Source organism: Paracoccus broussonetiae, assembly GCF_031854425.1.
Classification (GTDB): Bacteria; Pseudomonadota; Alphaproteobacteria; order Rhodobacterales; family Rhodobacteraceae; genus Paracoccus; species Paracoccus broussonetiae.
This window is the reverse complement of the sequence record NZ_JAVRQI010000008.1, coordinates 46681-64161: the sequence shown is the minus strand read 5'-3', so window position 1 is coordinate 64161 and position 17481 is coordinate 46681. Positions and strand designations below refer to the sequence as shown.

The window sequence follows — 17481 nt, the reverse complement described above, 5'->3', positions numbered from 1 at the left end:
GTCTGCCTTCAGGATTCCAGCCGTGGAATCGCCTCCAGCAGCATCCGCGTATAGGGTTGTTCCGGCGCATGGAAGATGCGGGCGGCGGTGCCGGTCTCGACGAATTCGCCATGCCGCATCACCACGACCCGGTCGCACAGGTGATGGACCACCGACAGGTCGTGGCTGATGAACAGTAGCGTCAGGTTCAGGTGCCGACGCAGCTCCATCAGCAGGTTGATGACCTGCGCCTGGATCGACACGTCCAGCGAGGCGACCGGTTCGTCGCAGACCAGCATCTCGGGCTGCATGGCCAGCGCGCGGGCGATCGCGATCCGCTGGCGCTGCCCGCCCGAGAACTGGTGCGGATAGCGGTTTGCCAGCGCCGGGTCGAAGGCCACGGCGCGCAGCCAGCGCTCAACATAGGGTCGCGCCTCGGCACGGGTGCAAAGGCCATGGGCGACCGGCCCCTCGGCTACGGATTGAAAGATCGTCCGCCGCGGATCAAGCGAGGCGAAGGGATCCTGAAAGATCATCTGAACCCTGGTGCCATGCTTGCGCTCTCCCTTCATCACAGGTTCGCCGCCGACCAAGACGGTACCAGCGGTGGGCGGGGTGATGCCGCACAGGATCCGCCCCAGCGTCGACTTGCCAGAGCCGGATTCTCCGACGAGGCCAAGGATCTCGCCCCGCGCGATCGTCAGCGAAGCCGATTTGACCGCGTGGACCTGCGGGGGCGCGCCCGCCAGACCCAGCCGCATCGCCAGCCGCCGCAGATTGCCCGCCGGGCGCTGGAACAGCTTGTCGACGCCCCGCGCAGTGACGAAGCCCGGATCGGCAGGCGCGCCGATGGCAGCGCCGCGCAGCATCGACGGATCAAGCTGACCCGCCACCTCGGTCGCGCCAGAGGCCAGCATCTCCCCCGGCTTCGAGCGTGACGGCAGGGCATCAAGCAGCGCCTGCGTATAGGGATGGGCGGGCGCGTCCAGCACTGTGCGGACCGGGCCCGCCTCGACGATCCGGCCGCGCCGCATGACCGTGATCCGGTCCGCGATCGATGACACTGTCGCAAGATCGTGGCTGATCCAGATTAGCGAGGTGCCCATTTCGGCCACCAGCGCCTTGACCACCTTCAGGATTTCGGCCTGCACCGAGACATCCAGCGCGGTCGTCGGCTCATCCGCGATCACCAACCGGGGTCGGTGCAGCAGCGCGATGGCAATGGCGACCCGCTGGCGCATGCCGCCCGAGAATTCATGCGGGTACTGGTCGACCTTGTGTTCGGGGTCGACAATGCGGACGCGCGCCAAGGCCTCGACGGCGCGGCGGCGGACCTCGGCATCCGAGGCCGCCTCATGCGCGCGGATCGCCATGCCGATCTGGTCGATGATCCGGACTACGGGGTTCAGCGTCATCATCGGGTCCTGGAACACCATCGAGATGTCCTTGCCCCGGATGCCGCGCAGTTGGCGTTCGTCCAGTCCGACCAGTTCGCGCCCGCCAAAGCGGATCGAACTGCCTTGCTCGATCCTGCCGGGCCTGTCGATCAGGCCGATCAGCGAAAACCCGGTGATCGATTTGCCCGAGCCGGATTCGCCGACCAGCCCCATGACCTCGCCCCGCTTCAGCGAAAACGAGATGCCGTCGACCGATTTCACGATACCCCGGTCGGTGTGGAACCATGTGCGCAGGTCACGCACCTCAAGCAGGTCGGTCATTTGCGCAGCCTCGGGTTCAGCTGGTCACGGATCTGGTCGCCGACAAGGTTGATCCCCATGATCAGGATGATCAGTGCCACCCCTGGATAGATCGCGATCCAGTAGCGGCCGGACATCAGGTATTGGAAGCCGTTCGCGATCAGCATCCCGAGCGAGGGTTCGGTCGCGGGCAAACCGACGCCGAGGAAGGAGAGCGTCGCCTCAAGCGAGATGGCCGAGGCGACCTGAACCGTCGCGACCACGATCAGGGGCGGCAGGGCATTGGGCAGGATATGGCGGGTGATGACAAACCAGCCGCCCATCGGCACGGACAGCGCGGCCTGCACATAATCCTTCTGCCGCTCGGCCGCGGCGGCACCATGGGCGGTGCGCACGAAATAGGCGTATTGGGCAAAGACCAGCGCCAGGATCAGTTGCTCTTTCCCTTGGCCAAGGATCGCGGCCACCACGAAAGCCAGCAGGATCGCGGGAAAGGACAGCTGGATGTCGACGATGCGCATCACCAGCGCCTCGATCCGGCCCCCGACAAAGGCGGCAGAGCAGCCGACCACCGCACCGATGGCGAAGGCGATCGCACCGGCCATCAGGCCCATTTGCAGGCTGATCCGCAGCCCATAGACGATGGCGGACAGAAGGTCTCGGCCCTGACTGTCGGTGCCAAGCAGGTGCAGCATCCCGTCGCGCCCGACATAGCCGGGCGGGCGGCGCGCATCGCGCAGCACCAGAGATTTCAGGTCATAGGGGTCCTGCGGCACGATCAGCGGCGCAAAGATCGCGACGAAGACGATCAACGCCACCACGACCAGCGCCACCACGGCGACCTTGTTGCGGCGAAATTCGCGCCAGAACTGCGCGAGGGGCGAGACCGAGCCCGCGGATGATGCGACCGACATCTCAGCGTCCTCCGTGACGCAGGCGGGGATCAAGCGCCGCATAGGCGAGGTCCACGCACAGATTGATGACCACGAAGAGCGCCGAGACCAGCATGAGGTAAGCCACCATCACCGGCCGGTCGAGCGAGGTGATGGAATCGACGATCAGCTTGCCAAGGCCGGGCCAGCTGAAGATCGTCTCGGTCACCAGCGCGAAGGCCAAGGTCGAGCCAAGCTCAAGCCCAAAGACAGTGACGAGCGGGATCGAGATCAGCTTCAGCACATGGCGACGCAGGATCACACGCTCCGGGATGCCCGCGGCGCGGGCGAATTTGATCGTGTCGGTCAGCATCACCTCGCGCGTGCCCGAAGCCGCAAGACGGCACATCATCGACAGCTTGAACAATGACAGGTTCAGCGCAGGCAGGATCAGATGCGACCAGCCGTCGAGCGTCAGGAAAGAGAAGGGGACGCCGAACAGATCCCGTGTCTCGCCGCGACCGCCTGCGGGCAGGATGCCGAACTGCACTGCAAAGACCATGATCAGCATCAGCCCGATCCAGAAGGTCGGGACCGAGAATCCCAGTACCGACACCGCCATGATCACGCGCGAGACGAGGCTGTCGGGGCGATACCCGGCATAGACCCCCAGCGGGATACCCACGGCCGAGGCGAAAAGCACCGCGATCAGGGTCAGTTCCAGCGTCGCGGGCAGCTTTTGCGCGATCAGCGTGCCGACAGGCATGTTGAAGACGAAGGAGCTGCCCAGATCTCCGGTCAGCAGGCGTTGCAGGAAATGCAGGTATTGCTGCCAGATCGGCAGGTCGAAACCGTATTGCTGGATCACCTGCTGCCGGATCGCCTGCGTCGCGTCGGGTGAGATCAGCACGTCGACCGGGTTTCCGATCACATAGACGCCCGCGAAGACCAGCACCGACATGACCAGAAGGACGATCAGCGCCTGCGCGAACCGTCGGAAGATGAAGGATGCCATGCCTGCCCCCGCCGTCAGTGCCAGCCGTGTTCGATCTCGTGCCGGGTTTCCTCGACGCCGACCTGCCAGATCGCAAGCATGTCCGCGTCCGGGCGCTGGAAGACGCCGTGATAGTTGCCCTCGGCGATGCGTTCGCGCTTGCGCTGCGCATCCACGCGCGCGACGGCCGCGAAGTCGATGCGGTCCTTGCTGAAACTCGGAACCGGCGCGCCGTCCAGCCGGGTCCAGGGGAAATTCTCCATCCAGCTTGCATGCGAGGCGGCGGGGTCGGTTTCCATCACTTTCGCCCAGGTCCGTGGCGCCCGCCACCAGTCGTGCAGTTTCACCGAGGCGTCGGGATGGGCGTTCAGCCATTCGCTGATCAGCGGGTTGACGGGCGAATTGCCGCCATGCCCGTTCACGATCAGGATGCGGCGGAACCCGCCCCGGTGGAGGCTGTCCAGCATGTCCTCGATCACCGCCAGATAGGTGCGCAGCTTCAGCGAAATCGTCCCCGGATAGGCCGCAAAGCTGGAGGCCATGCCATAGGGCAGGCAGGGAAAGACGGGCACGCCCGTGGGCTCGGCCGCCTCAACCGAGATGCGCTCGGCCAAGATCATGTCGGTCGCAAGGCTTAGATAAGCGTGCTGCTCGACAGAGCCGATGGGCAGCACGCAACGGTCGTCTTGGGTCACGCGCGCTTCGACCTGGCCCCAGTTCATGTCCTGAATTCGCATTCTTCCGGTCCCGTTCCTGCTTTGGCGGGCCGCCCCGGACGGCACCGGGCAAGGTGGCCAGGGTCGGTGAATCGCCGTATTTTTGGTTCCATAAGGAACAAATATTATCATTGACGCAAGGTATTTGTTGCCAATAACGTCCCAAACGGAACTTGTGACGCAATCATGGGCATTCTCATGGATGACGAGATAAGGCAGTCGCTTTTTGAAGGAAGGGCGGGCCGGGACATGCCCATCACGGCCGAAGGCATTGCCGAGGACAGCCCGCTTCGTACCCGTCTTTGGGAAAATCCGTGCTGGTTCTCGTACCGGCTGAATTATCTTGCGCTTCACTTCAACAGCCCCGTCTATGGCTTCATCCAGGGACGGCTGGGGCTGCTCAGGCCGGATTTCGTGGTGCTGTGGTCGCTATATCTGGGCGGACCCTCGACGTTGACCGATCTGGTGCGCTCCTCGGGTTTTCCCAAGAACACGCTGAGCCGCGCCGCAAACAAGGTCTACCGCCTTGGCATGATCGACCGCGAAGGCGATGCCGAGGATCAGCGCCGCGTCACCCTGCACCTGACCGACGAGGGCAGGGCAGGGGTCGAGGCGGTCAAGGCCGAGATGCTGGGGCATGAACGGCTGATGCTGGAACGGCTCAGCCCCGCCGAAAGGCTCTGCCTGTCCGAAATTCTGACCAAGCTGGTCGCGGCTTCGGGGGACTGGCCCCAGTCGCTTGGCAACGAACCGGCCGAGGATGAGCCATGACAGCCCGATGCCAGAACAGACCGGTGCAAAGCCGGCGATACAACCACAACCCAAGAGGGAACCGATGAACCTGAAGCCCATGCTTCGCGCCGCGCTGCTGATGAGCGCGTTTGCCTTGCCCTATTCGGCGATGGCCGCCGATCTGGTGATCGCCACCAAATCCGGCCCGGCCTCGATGGACCCGCATTTCACCGCCACCTCGGCCAATGCCGAGGCGACCAAGCAGGTCTTCGACACGCTGCTGAAATCGGGCAACAACCTGCAGATCGAACCGTCGCTGGCGACCGAATGGAAGCCGATCGACGACACGACCTGGGAATTCAAGCTGCGCGAAGGCGTGAAATTCCATGACGGATCCGACTTTACCGCCGAGGACGTGAAATTCTCGATCGAGCGGATCCCGAACGTGACCGGCCCGAACCCGACCACGATCTATGTCCGTCGCGTGGCCGGGGTCGAGATCGTCGACCCCCATACCATCCGCATCAAGACCAAGGGTCCGGCGCCGACGCTGCCCAACGACCTGATCCGTCTGTTCATCGTGTCCCACACCGCGGCTGCCGACTACTCGACCAAGGAGACTTCGGCCGAGGGATTCAACTCGGGCAAGGCCACCATCGGAACCGGCCCCTACAAGTTCGTCAGCTGGGCGCCGACGCAGGATCTGGTGCTTGAGAAATTCGACGGCTACTGGGGTGGGACACAGCCTTGGGACCACGTCACCCGCAAGGAGATCCCGAACGATGCCGCCCGCGTCGCGCAGCTGAAGGCGGGTCAGGTCGACTTGATCTCGAAGATCCCGGCGACGGATCTTGCGAGCGTCGAACAGGACAGCGCCCTGAAGGTCGAGAAAGCCCCTTCGGTCTTCATCCCCTATCTGGAATTCGATTTCCGCGAGAACTCGCCGCAGGTCTGGGACAATGCGGGCAAGAAGCTTGAAAAGAACCCCTTTGCCGACGCGCGCGTCCGTGAGGCCTTCGATCTGGCGCTGGACCGCGAGACGATCGTCGAATTCGCGCTGGAAGGCATGGGAGAGGTCGCTACCCAGCTCGTGACGCCGAATATTTTCGGCTATAACGACCAGATCCCCGCGCCCACATTCGATGTCGACAAGGCGCGCCAGCTGATGGCCGATGCCGGCTATCCCGAAGGGTTCAAGGTCACGCTGGCCTATGCCAACGACCGGATGCCGACCGAGCTTGGCCCGACCATCGCGCAGATGCTGGCCGCGATCGACGTGACCGTAGACGTACAGGGCGTGCCCGCCACCGTCTTCAACCCGGCCAAGACGCGCGGCGAATATTCGCTTTACATGGCGTCGTGGGCCACGCTGACGGGCGAGGCGAACTATACCCTGTCCTCGCTGATGCACAGCAACGACCCCGACAAGGGGCTCGGCGCTTTCAACGTGCGCGGCTATGCCAATCCCAAGATGGACCAGCTGATCGAGGCCGCCGCGGCCGAGATGGACGAGGCCAAGCGCAAGTCCCTGCTGGAAGAGGCGAACCTGTTGGTCGCGACCGACCGCCCCGACCTGCCGCTGGCGATCAATGTCTCGGCCTGGGGAATGAAGGCCGACAAGGTCAGCTATGAACCGCGCGCGGACGAAGACACCGTCGCCATGGACGTTCACCCCGCGAAATGATCGCCCGAACCCTGCGCCCCCGCAAACGGGGACGCGCAGGGCACCACGCGCATCTGCCAGCCCGGACCGGAATTTCCGGTCCGGCTTCCCTTTCTGCCGATGGAGAACTCGATGAGCATTGCGCCCGAAACCCCGCCCCATAGCTGGGACGAACCGACCTGGCGTAGCCTGGTGGATTTCGTCCGCGCCGGACGCTCGCTGAAACCGGCGAGCTGGCCGGGTGGGGCACGCTGCGCGGTCGCGTTGAGCTTTGACAGCGACCACGAGACGAACGAGCTGCGTGACGGCGGCAAGTCCCTCGGGCGCCTGTCCTGGGGGCAATATGGCAACCGTCGCGGGATCCCCCGCATCCGCGAGGCGCTGGACCGCTTCGGCGCGAAAGCCAGCTTCTTCGTGCCCGGCGTCGCGGCCGAACTTTACCCGGACGAACAGAAATCGCTGGTGGGCGACGGGCATGAGGTCGCGCTGCATGGCTGGATTCACGAGGTAAACACCCAGGTTCCGCCCGAACGCGAGCGCGAGCTGATGCTGCGTGCGGCTGACACGCTTGAGCGGATCACCGGAACCCGCCCGGTCGGGATGCGCACGCCGTCCTGGGATTACAGCCCGGCGACGCTGGCAATCGCCGAAGAGCTGGACTTGGTCTATGACAGCTCGCTTTTCGCCGATGACGACCCCTATGAGATTGTCAGCAGCGGTCGCCCGACCGGCATCGTGGAACTGCCGGTGGAATGGATCCGCGACGACGCCCCCTATTTCATGATGAACCGCTTCGGCGGCCAGCGGCCCTATACGCCTCCGACCGCCGTCCTCGACATCTTCCTGCGTGAATTCGAGGGCGCCTATGCAGAAGGCGGGCTGTTCCTTTTGACCATGCATCCCCATGTCACCGGCTATCGCTCGCGCATCTTCATCCTTGAGGAATTGCTGCGGCGGATCGCGGACAAAGGCGATTGCTGGATCGCGACCCATGCCGACATAGCCCGGCACTGCGCGCGCGAACACGGGATGAAACTCAGGGGCTGACGCAGCTTTCCGACCGCGCGGTGGCTCCGGTCGCCGCGCATTTCCCCGTGGATTGCCCGAAAATTCGCGGGAAGCCTTTTTGTAAAGCAATAATCACATAAACGTGAGCGAATCAGTCGCATTCTGATTATTCTGCGCAGGCAGGGCCGGGTGCCGCGTTGACCCCAGGGTCGTCGCCCGGAACCTCGTCAGTAGTTTAGTCAGTCTGGACGTTTCATGACCTTTGATTTCCGACGTCCCCCCATGGACATTCTGCACATGCCGGCAGTGCATCCCGGCCTGTCCTATGTCGGCGACCCCCCTGACTGGATCATCCGGCCCGCCAAGGCCGCCGCCGTGCGCCTGTTCGCGGGCAGCGACGATCCCGCGCTTTGCGCGCGACAGCACGCGATGCTGGTCCGCCAAGGCCGGATGATGACCGAAAACGTGCTTGAGATCCTGTCGGCTCCGGTGGTCCTTGAAAACGCGCGCTTCGAACGGGGCATGGTGCAGCTTGCCAACCGCTTCTGGTTGAACGGTGCCTCGGGCAGCCGCGTCAGGACGCAATTCGCTACCGCCAATGACGAACGCTGGCGGCTGGAGCGGTTGAACCGCGCCATTCGCCGCACCCGCGCCAAGGGCCCGGCGCGGATCGGCACCCATGACGCGGCCGAGGCCGCGAAACTGGGCGTCGCGATCGAACTGAAGAACGGCTTCAACTATTATCATTTCTCGACCGAGACTCTGGGCTCGCTGGCGCATTTCCTGAACGATGGCTCAACCGCGCCGATCAGAATCCACCTGCCCAGCGGCAAGGTGAAAAGCTTTATCCGCCGCTTTGTGGCCACCATCTTTCCCAGCCTGGCCGACCGCATCACGTTCGAGCGCGCGGCCGGGGATTATGACCGGGTCCGTTCGGTCTATAGTCACCAGCATCTGCTTTACGCGGTGCGCGACCCCATGATCGATGCGGTGCTGGCGGGGGTCGATCCGCGCTGGCCCCCGGTGCTGCGCGACCCCTCCCGCTTCAAGCAGGCGGCGAAATTCACCTATGACAGCAGCCTGCGCCTGCTGCGAGAAGCCGCGCTGGCACAGCTTCCACGCGCAGGGCACTCCTCCACCCCACGGCTGATCTGGATGGGCCGGGACGAAGGGCAGGGCGCCCGCGTCCGCGGGATCGAGGGTCATAAGCCCCTGCTTGAGGAACTGGCGGCGCTTGGCTTTGAACAGGTCGCGTTCGAGCATCTTTCGCCGCTGGAGCAGGTCGCTGCGATGAATGGCGCCGACATCGTGATCGCGCCGCATGGCGCGGGGCTGGCCAATATGATTTATGCCCGGCCCGGCGCGACCGTGATCGAGATCGGCACCCGGCAGACACAACTGCACCGCTGGGGCGATTTCCTGAAATGCGCGCATGTGTCGCGCTGCAACTATGACACGGTCTTTGCCGATATCGAGGGGGTCGATGCAGATGCGCGAGTGCCCGCGATGTCGGACGGGCATCGCGGGATCCGGGTCGGGCGGAATGCGACCGACCGTGTGATCGCGATCGTTGGCGAGGTGCTTGGCCGCGCCTCGGCCCCTCTCGAAGCACCCCAGCACAGAATGACCGGGACGCGCTAGGTCGCGGCCCCAGCCAGCAAGGACAGCAGATGAGCGATGCGAAGATAAGCCCTGAAAAGGCCGAAGAACTGACCGCTGCGGTCATCGAGGCGCTGGCAAGCACTGATCTGGGCCAGCACCTGAAGCGGATCTGGGTTTTTCAGAAACGCTGCCTGGTGGTGGATTTCGCCTATCGCCGGATCGGCTTCGGCTTTGACCTGACCCTTCCCGACGCAGGCGGGCTGTCAGTCGCGCTGGTGCGGCGGGGCAATCCGCAGATGGCGTTTTCGGTGACCGGTGACGACAGCAGGAAGCTGGTCCTGACCACCGGCGCGGACCGGAACGATGCCATCGCGGCACTGGTGGACAGGGCGGGAAAGCTGACCGGGCAGATCGACGCCTTCCGCGCGACGGGCGGGGCGAAGCAGGTGCAGCCAGAGGCGCTCCCCGAACCCAAGCACCGACGCAAGGTCGGCATCCTGACACTGCCACTCAGCAAGAATTACGGCGGCAACCTGCAGGCTCTTGCGTTGATGCAGGTGCTGCGCGACCTGGATTGCGACCCTGTCCTGATCAACCGCCGCTATGCCGCGCAGGGTCCGGCCAAGTCTCCCAAGGACGCGGAAGTCCCGGCGATCACCAACCGGATCGAGATCGAGACGGAGTGCCAGAACAGCGCATTCATCGAACGCCACGTCCTGCCAATCACCCGGACTTTCCGCAACTCGGCCGAGCTTCGCGCCCGGCTGGGGGATTATGGGCTGGACGCGGTCATTGCGGGCAGCGACCAGGTCTGGCGACCGAAATATGCGCGGGGTATTCTGGCCGACTTCTTTCACGGCTATCTGGACCCCGAACGCCGAGACATACGGCGGATCAGCTATGCCGCCTCGTTCGGGGCGGACAGCTGGGAATATGACGAGACGCAAACCCGCGATGCCGCGCGCCGCCTTGCCCTGTTCGATGCCGTCTCGGTCCGCGAAGACAGCGCGGTGGCGCTTTGCCGGGACAATCTGGGGGTCGAGGCGCGCCATGTCCTGGACCCGACCTTGTTGCTGCCGCCCGAACGCTACCGCAGCCTGTTCGCCGACAGGCTGGACCCTGCGGCGGGCCGCAGGATCACCAGCTATATCCTTGATCCCAACCCGGAAAAATCGCGGCTGGTCGGGGATATCGCCAAACGACTGGCAATGGATGTCAAGCCCGCCACCGGCGGAGGCGACAAGTCGGTCGAAGCGTGGCTGATGGGGTTTTATCAGGCCGATTTCGTGGTTACGGATTCCTTCCACGGGGTAGCATTCTCGATCATCTTCAACAAACCCTTCATCGCTTTTGCCAATCCCAACCGGGGCATGGCGCGCTTCACCTCGATCCTGCGCGCAGTTGGCTTGCAGGACCGGCTGATCGTCGATGCCGCCGCCGCAGATAGCGCTGCGCTTCTCAAGCCGATCGACTGGCTGTCGGTCAACCGACGGTTGGACGAGCTGCGCGAAAGCTCGATCGGGTTTCTGCGCGATGCACTGGCCCTGGCCGACACGCCCGCGCCGAAGCCACCCAAAGCGCGGCCGGAAACCGTGCCGACCGACGTGCCACCCTCGGCCCGCAAGCCAGTGCCCGCGCGCCCACAGGCCCGCATCGCCAGCGCCAATCCCCTGAAGGTGATGTGCACGGGCTGCGGGGTCTGCGTGTCTGAATCGCAGGGCAGTCTGGCCATGGCCTGGGACAAGGAAGGGTTCTGGTCGCCGCGCCCTACCGGAAAGCAGATCCCGGCCGAAGCGGTCCGTGTCTGTCCCTTCAACCCGACGCCCGAGCCTGAGGTCAGGGATGAGGATGCCTTGGGCCGGATCTTTCACGGCCGTGCCCCCAACATCCATCAGCGCGGAGGGCATTTCGAGAACAGCTATATCGGGCATAGCAACGCGTTCCGGCCCTCCTCGTCCTCGGGCGGGGTCGCAACCTATGTGTTTCAGCAATTGTTGCGCCGGGCCGAGGTCGATTACCTTTACGTGGTGCAGGGTGATGCCGAAGGCGGCTATCGTTATGCCGTCTTTCGCGACGAAAAGGCCATCCTGTCGATCTCGAAAACCCGCTACTTCCCGGTCACGATGGACGAGTTGTTCTCGATCATCCAGCAGACTCCGGGCCGCGTGGCAGTGTCGGGCGTCGCCTGCTTCGTCAAGGCGATCCGCCTGAAGCAGCATTACCACCCCGAACTGCGCGAACGGATTCGCTTTCTGGTCGGGATCATCTGCGGTGGCCTGAAAAGCCGCCACTATACCGACTTCCTGGCGCAAAGCGCCGGGATCCAGGGCAGCTATACCGATGCGCAATACCGCGTGAAGAATCCCGAAGGAGAGGCCAACGACTATTTCTTTTCGGCCAGCGACCAGACCCTGCGGACGCGACGGATCCGCATGCGGCGGCTGGGCGACATGTGGGGATCGGGTTTGTTCAAGAACAAGGCCTGCGATTTCTGCACTGATGTGCTGACCGAACTGGCCGACATCTCGCTGGGGGATGCTTGGATCCCCGAATACAACCGCGACGGGATGGGGACCAGCGTCGTGGTCACCCGCAACCCGCTGGCGGATCGGATCATCCGGGACGGTATCGCGGCGGGCGAGCTGACGATGGAAACCGCCCCGATCGATCTAGTGCTGCGGTCCCAAAGCGGCGGGCTGAACCACAAGATGAACGCGCTGAAGTTCCGTCTTTGGACCAGCCGCAAATTTACCGACTTGCCGATCCCCGCCTGCCGCACCCGGGTCGAGAAAGAGGTCGCCGCCGCCGACATGCTGGTGCAGGTACTGCGCGAAAGGGTGCGGGCAAACAGCCTGCGCTTGTGGCCCGACAGCGGCAATGCTGCGGTTTTCAACCGACGGATGCGATCCTCACGCGAGCGGTTGCAGGCGGTGACGACGGCCCGCAAGAAGCAGTCGCAGGAAATCTATGATGCGCTGCTGGCAGCCTTGGTCCCTGCCTCTGGCCCTGGTCGTGCAGATGTTCCGGCCATCGCCACGATGACGCGCTGGCTGCGGCGCAAGCTGCGCAGCCGAGAGCTGGATCTGGCGATGCTGGAGCCGCTGTTGCCCGAAACGCAAAGAACCGGAGTTGCTGGACTGGCCGTTGCCGGGACGTAACAACGCCCCGGTCCGCTATCCCACCGGATGCAGGCCTTTCGGCGCAAGTCTGCGCGCTGGAAAGCCCAGTACGCCCGCGTCGATCATGTCGCTGCCCCAATCAGCAAGGAAGGCGTGATCCAGGATGCCGGGCAACGCGCCCGCATCCTTCAGGCGAGCGGCAAGGTTATGGCCCATCCCCTCGATCACGTAATGCTGCGCATTTTCTTGCAGCGGGAATTGCGACCAGTGACGACGCTCCTGCCAGATACTCCCGTTCAGGGTGACGTATTTGGTCGCAAGGTTGAAATACCCGTTCAGGCTGGGATACCACCATTCCCCAATGCGCCGTGCGAAGTAATCCCAGCGGTGCTCAGAAGACATCACGCTTGGGCAAACCGAATACTGTGCCCCGGCCGAAACGGTGCGCTCCGCGCGCAAGGGGGTGCTGAACAGGATTGCCAAAAATCCTCCCATGCTTGTTCCCAGCGTAAAGACAGGTCGTCCTTCGGCCAGGTCAAGAATACCAGAAGTGATCGCGGGAACGTTCAGGCCATTCCCCCAGGTCCGGTTTTTGTCGATGACGGAAACGGCAGCGCCATAACGCGATGCCGATCCGATGAATTGCGGAACCGGAATTCCTTTCGGAATACGACCTCGCCCGACGCCCGCAAAGGTGACGACGATCCGCTCCGCCGTTGGCAAGGCCGCCCGGTCGATTTCGACTCGGCAGCCGTCATCGTCGATCAGGATGTCCATCGTGACCTTTCGGAAGGGTGTTGCGGAAGGTTACTTCCGATATCCCTCGGGAGCCTGGATCAGCGTTGCGCCACTGACATCCTGGGCCGAGCGCATCCAGCGGAAATTGCGGAATGCATGCCTCATCCCGACTTCTGGCGCGGCGGCGCCATCGGAACTCGTGGCCTGCGATATTTCAAGGTAACGGTCCCAAAGATCGGCGCGGAACGGTGCAATATCTATCCCCCGGGAAAGGTGGCGCATGGCCTTTTCGGGCTTGTTCTGCATCATGCAGGCTTCAGCCGCGACAAGGCAAATCTCTGCACAACCTTTAAGATAGGCGGGGCATTTCTCGACAAAGGATTTCACAATATCCGGGCGGGATTCCCGCAGTGCATTTTTGATATGCATCAACGTGCCTTTATAGGCATGGACATCGGTGATGATGGATACTAGCCCCTCAAGCCGATCCAGCGCAAATTTCGTTAGGTGAATCCCGGCATGGCCGGCTTCCTCCATCTTCGGCGTCCCGTCAGCGCCATTTGTTGCGTGATCGGCAAAGAAATGCAGATAGCGCGCGCCGGAGACTGCCGCATGCATGTTGAAATCACCGAAACGATGGCGCGCAGTTTGCAGATGGCTCAACTCGATAAACCATGCGCCCGGCCGGGCATACATCATGTTGGCAAAGCCAGCGCCATGCGCCGACAGGAAGATATCGGCATCCCGGCACAGGTCGATCTGTTCGCGAGGGGACAGGTCTTCCAGATATATCTTCTTGAAATCATGCCTTGAAAGCATTTCTTCCAGTCTGTCTTCGCCCTTCAGTTCGCGGTCTTTGCCCGCGCCGGGCCGACGCGAGACGTAAAGCCGCGCGCCCGGTTGCTTCGGTGTGGAATGCGCCAAAGCATTCAGGCGGTGCCTGTCGATATATTCGTCGCGGCTGTTGTTGTAGATCCGTTTGTAATTTGCGATCGAGGGCGGGCGCAGCGCACCATCCTGTTCAAGCTTGGCGAAACGGGCCTTGGTCTCGATATCTTCGATGACCTCTGGCGTCGCCTGATGATACAAATGATTGGTGTTGAAGGGAATGATCGCGCGCTTGAACGTGACCCTGCCCGAGACATATTTCACTCGCTCCACAAGATCCGGATAAAGATCACTGATCAGTCTGCCGATGAAGCCCTTGATCTCATCGCTGCTGGAGATCAGGTGAATTTCACCGGTCAGCCCATAATCCCGATACATCTGAAAATAGATCAGGGATTCCGTCGTGAAGTGGTAGAAATTGAAAAAGTTTCGGCATTCGATCACGAAGGGCAGGGCGTGGTCAATCTCGGCCATTTCGCTAGTCGCGGCGGCGTCATTGGCGGCATGTCGCGATACCGTCTCTGCCATGATGCGCCTGTCGACCTCCTCTCCCGGAAGGTTCTTGGCCAACTTCATCCTGACGCGCAATGCAGATGCGCCCGCCAGAAGGATGCGATCATTCACCATCGGAACTTTACCGACATAGCGGAAATTTTCGACTATAATTGGAAAAGACCGAAAGACGACGCATTTCCGCGCCCTTTTTTCGTCCCGATAATTGCGGATGAACTTGTAAAGGCCAAGCCTTTGCTGCTGGTTGTTTGTCGCAACCACGGCCCCAAGCCAGGCGGCATCTTCGTATCGCGGGTGCAGATCGCCATCGCGCAGCGCGGCGACGCTGTCCCTGCCGACGTCGAAAAACGAAATCCTGCTTGCATCCTTGAACATTAGCCCTCGTTATCTCCGCCTTGCATGACCGGACTGTACCCGACTGAAGGATTGGCCGGAAACGCCCCGGCCGATCCGCGTAACAGAAGCCGTCTTCTGCGACAGGCAAAGCAGGGCTGGGGACATTGACATCAACTGTGCCCGTTTTTTCCGCAACTACTGGCCTGCCTGGACTTTCTTTCCTTTCCCGCCCCGAAACCCGGAATTCTCGAATCGTAATGTACCATTTTGATTGATAGCCGAACTATCACGCGGGATCGTAGCAGGAATTGCAGCCCGCTTGACGCTATCCACGGTCCGGCTTCGCCTGCCTTCCAGCCCTATGGCAGCATCCGTTCCTGCACATAACGCCCCGGCGCGGGACAAAGCGGCGGGAATTCGGCCGAGCCCAGTGTTGCGGGGGCGGGGCGTTCCTCGCTTGCGTGGCCACGCAGCCATGCCGTCCAGTCCACCCACCAGGTGCCGGGGCGGCGCTCTGCCTCAAGCAGCCAGCGGTCCGGATCGGGTGGATGGTCATCGTTCACGAAATACTCGGTATTGGCCAGATTTGGTGGGCGCAGGATGCTTTGCACATGACCGCTGGTGGACAACACGAAGCGGTTCTGCCCGCCGAAGGCGTCCACCGCGCGATAGATGCCGCGCCAGGGCATCAGGTAATCCTCAAGCCCGCCGACGAAATAGGTCGGCACTCGCACCAGACCGTAATCGATCGGGCGGTCGAACAGGATCTGGCGGCCGGGGGTGCGGAAGACATCCCACAGGAAGACGTCGATGAAATCGGAATGCAGCCGTGCCGGCACCCGTGTCGGGTCATTGTCCCAATACAGCACATCCAACGGCGGCGGCTGTCGCCCCAGAAGGTTGTTGTTGACCCAGAAGCTCCAGACCAGATCCTCGGGCCGCAGCCAGACGAACAGATGCGACAGGTCCAGCCCGTCCATCGTCCCCTCGGCCTCGGAAATGCGGCGGGCGAGTTCCAAATTCCCGGCGGTGGTGAACGCCTCAAGAATCGAGCCGTTGCCGGGGTAAAGTGCCGTGACCAGCAACGAATGGCTGGCGACCAGCGGTGCATTCACCTGCGCCAGATGGCCCAGCAACGAAATCGCCGTCAACCCACCCGCGCAGGCCGAAATCAGGTTGACCTTGTCCGCGCCGGTCGCCACGCGGATGGCCCCGATGGCCTGCAGGATCGCGGTCAGATAGGTCTCGATCCCCCAAAGCGCGGATTCGGGGCCGGGGTTCTTCCAGCTTATCGTAAAGACCTGGAACCCCTGCGAGACAAGATAGCCCAGCACGCTGTTCTGCGGCTTCAGGTCAAAGGCGTAGTACTTGTTGATCTGGGGCGGGATCAGCAGCACCGGGCGCAAATGGACGCGGTCGGTCTGTGGGGCATACTGGATCAGTTCAAGCTGTTCGTTTCGAAAGATCACCGCACCGGGTGTCATCGCCAGCGTCTCACCCAGGCGATAGGCACCGGGGCGGATCTGGCGTGGCATGCCGCGATTGGCCTGCAGATCCAGCGCGAAGTTCTTCAGCCCCTGCACTGCCGAGCGGCCCGCGCTCGACTCGGCCCGCTTCATGGCCGAGGGGTGGATCGGCAGGTTGGTGGGCGATAGGGCGGCCTTCATCTGGTCCAGCACGAACTGGATGCGCAGGCGGTCGGCTGCTTCGATGGGTTGTGCGTCCAGCCAGTCCTGCACATGGCTGTTCCAGGCAAAGTAAAGCTGCATCAGCCCGCGCAGGACAGGGCTTTCTCGCCACAACGGGTCGCGAAAGCGGCGGTCCTTGGGGCTGGGTTCAAAGACGGCATCACCGGACTGCTGCAGGATTGCGACGGCGTCGCCCGCAAAGGCGGACAGGTGCCGGGCCAGCATGTCGGAATCGTCCAGCGCCAGCGTCACGATATGGGCAAGGGTTTCAAGAAAGCCCTTGCCCGTCGCCGCTTCGGGGGCGGCATCCTGCCGTGGCGGACTGGACAGCACATCCGAGGCGACGCGCAGCAGCCGCGTCAGCTTGTCGACCGGATTGCGACCGCCCGAAAGCATCTCCTCAATGATGTCCGACAGGTCGCGATCGCGCAGCCCGCCTTCGTCCGCGTCTTCCATCGGCAGACCTCAAAAGCCGGCACGTCAGTCTGGTAGTTTGCGCAGCACGAAATCCGTCAACCTGTGATCCATCTCGGGGATCAGGACGGTGCCGATGTAATCCTTGCCGCTTTCCGTCTTGGGCCCGATCCGGGCCAGGATGCGGACGATGATCTCTTCGGCGGCATTGTCCAAGGCCAGCCGCTCTGGCTCGACACTGACCTTGGTATCGGCAAAATCGCCGCTGACCGAAACCGTCACCGTGCCCTTCATCGCGCCGCGGTTGCCGATGGCAAAGGCCGCGTTCGCCGTCTCTCCGGTCCGGCCCGCCAGCAGCAGCGGTGGGCGCTGCGTTTCGGGTCCGGGCGCCCCGTTCCCTTCGGTCAAGGCAGAGGTGAAGGCGCGGACATATTCGCGCCCCAGGTTCAGCAGTTCGGCCGAGTATTTCAGGTTCACCGCCGAGGCACCGCGGATCGTCTCGCTTAGCTTTCTGTCGGCCAT

The 17481-nt window shown here is 63.0% G+C and carries 14 protein-coding genes; 6 read left to right on the top strand and 8 right to left on the bottom strand.

The features are described from left to right. Positions 1–8: 8 nt before the first annotated feature. The 4 genes from RM190_RS11535 to RM190_RS11520 are packed head-to-tail and all read right to left on the bottom strand — an operon-like array spanning position 9 to position 4279. Positions 9–1697 carry an ABC transporter ATP-binding protein gene (locus RM190_RS11535; RefSeq protein WP_311759594.1) on the bottom strand — a complete coding sequence of 563 codons (1689 nt, stop codon included), beginning with the start codon at positions 1695–1697 and terminating at the stop codon, positions 9–11. Then, entirely contained in the window at positions 1694–2590 is an 897-nt protein-coding gene (locus RM190_RS11530) for an ABC transporter permease (protein WP_311759593.1), read from the bottom strand. Before RM190_RS11530 ends, RM190_RS11535 begins: the two co-directional genes overlap by 4 nt. 1 nt (position 2591) lies before the next feature. Beyond that, positions 2592–3563 (bottom strand): ABC transporter permease, encoded by a 972-nt coding sequence (locus tag RM190_RS11525; protein ID WP_311759592.1) that lies wholly within the window; start codon positions 3561–3563, stop codon positions 2592–2594. Positions 3564–3577: 14 nt separating this feature from the next. Next, positions 3578–4279, bottom strand: a complete 702-nt coding sequence (locus RM190_RS11520) for a creatininase family protein (protein WP_311759591.1) — start codon at positions 4277–4279, stop codon at positions 3578–3580. A 228-nt stretch (positions 4280–4507) separates the two neighbouring features. On the opposite strand from RM190_RS11520, the gene RM190_RS11515 reads away from it, so the two are divergent. The 5 genes from RM190_RS11515 (at position 4508) to RM190_RS11495 (ending at position 12421) form a co-directional block, all read left to right on the top strand. Beyond that, the gene (locus RM190_RS11515; RefSeq protein WP_311759590.1) at positions 4508–5029 is read left to right on the top strand and encodes a MarR family winged helix-turn-helix transcriptional regulator; all 522 of its coding nucleotides are present in this window, start codon (positions 4508–4510) and stop codon (positions 5027–5029) included. A gap of 64 nt (positions 5030–5093) precedes the next feature. Further along, entirely contained in the window at positions 5094–6674 is a 1581-nt protein-coding gene (locus RM190_RS11510) for an ABC transporter substrate-binding protein (protein WP_311759589.1), read from the top strand. 111 nt (positions 6675–6785) lie between these two features. Next, the gene (locus tag RM190_RS11505; RefSeq protein WP_311759588.1) at positions 6786–7700 is read left to right on the top strand and encodes a polysaccharide deacetylase family protein; all 915 of its coding nucleotides are present in this window, start codon (positions 6786–6788) and stop codon (positions 7698–7700) included. Between the two features lie 243 nt (positions 7701–7943). Further along, entirely contained in the window at positions 7944–9302 is a 1359-nt protein-coding gene (locus RM190_RS11500; protein ID WP_311759587.1) for a glycosyltransferase family 61 protein, read from the top strand. Positions 9303–9331: 29 nt separating this feature from the next. Beyond that, the gene (locus tag RM190_RS11495) at positions 9332–12421 is read left to right on the top strand and encodes a polysaccharide pyruvyl transferase family protein (RefSeq protein ID WP_311759586.1); all 3090 of its coding nucleotides are present in this window, start codon (positions 9332–9334) and stop codon (positions 12419–12421) included. Between the two features lie 15 nt (positions 12422–12436). Here the strand turns inward: RM190_RS11495 and RM190_RS11490 are convergent, their stop codons facing one another. Together RM190_RS11490 and RM190_RS11485 are read right to left on the bottom strand one after the other, a co-directional pair. Continuing rightward, positions 12437–13159 (bottom strand): hypothetical protein, encoded by a 723-nt coding sequence (locus RM190_RS11490; RefSeq protein WP_311759585.1) that lies wholly within the window; start codon positions 13157–13159, stop codon positions 12437–12439. A 30-nt stretch (positions 13160–13189) separates the two neighbouring features. After that, entirely contained in the window at positions 13190–14482 is a 1293-nt protein-coding gene (locus tag RM190_RS11485; protein WP_311759584.1) for a glycosyltransferase family 61 protein, read from the bottom strand. On the opposite strand from RM190_RS11485, the gene RM190_RS11480 reads away from it, so the two are divergent. Next, the gene (locus RM190_RS11480) at positions 14465–14899 is read left to right on the top strand and encodes a hypothetical protein (protein ID WP_311759583.1); all 435 of its coding nucleotides are present in this window, start codon (positions 14465–14467) and stop codon (positions 14897–14899) included. The two genes, RM190_RS11485 and RM190_RS11480, sit on opposite strands and share 18 nt — an antisense overlap. A 317-nt stretch (positions 14900–15216) precedes the next feature. On the opposite strand, the gene RM190_RS11475 is transcribed toward RM190_RS11480, so the two are convergent. Together RM190_RS11475 and RM190_RS11470 are read right to left on the bottom strand one after the other, a co-directional pair. Beyond that, positions 15217–17001, bottom strand: coding sequence for a PHA/PHB synthase family protein (locus RM190_RS11475; protein ID WP_311759582.1), 1785 nt, complete (start codon positions 16999–17001; stop codon positions 15217–15219). A 24-nt stretch (positions 17002–17025) separates the two neighbouring features. After that, complete coding sequence (locus RM190_RS11470; protein WP_311759581.1) at positions 17026–17481, bottom strand: hypothetical protein; 456 nt, start codon at positions 17479–17481, stop codon at positions 17026–17028.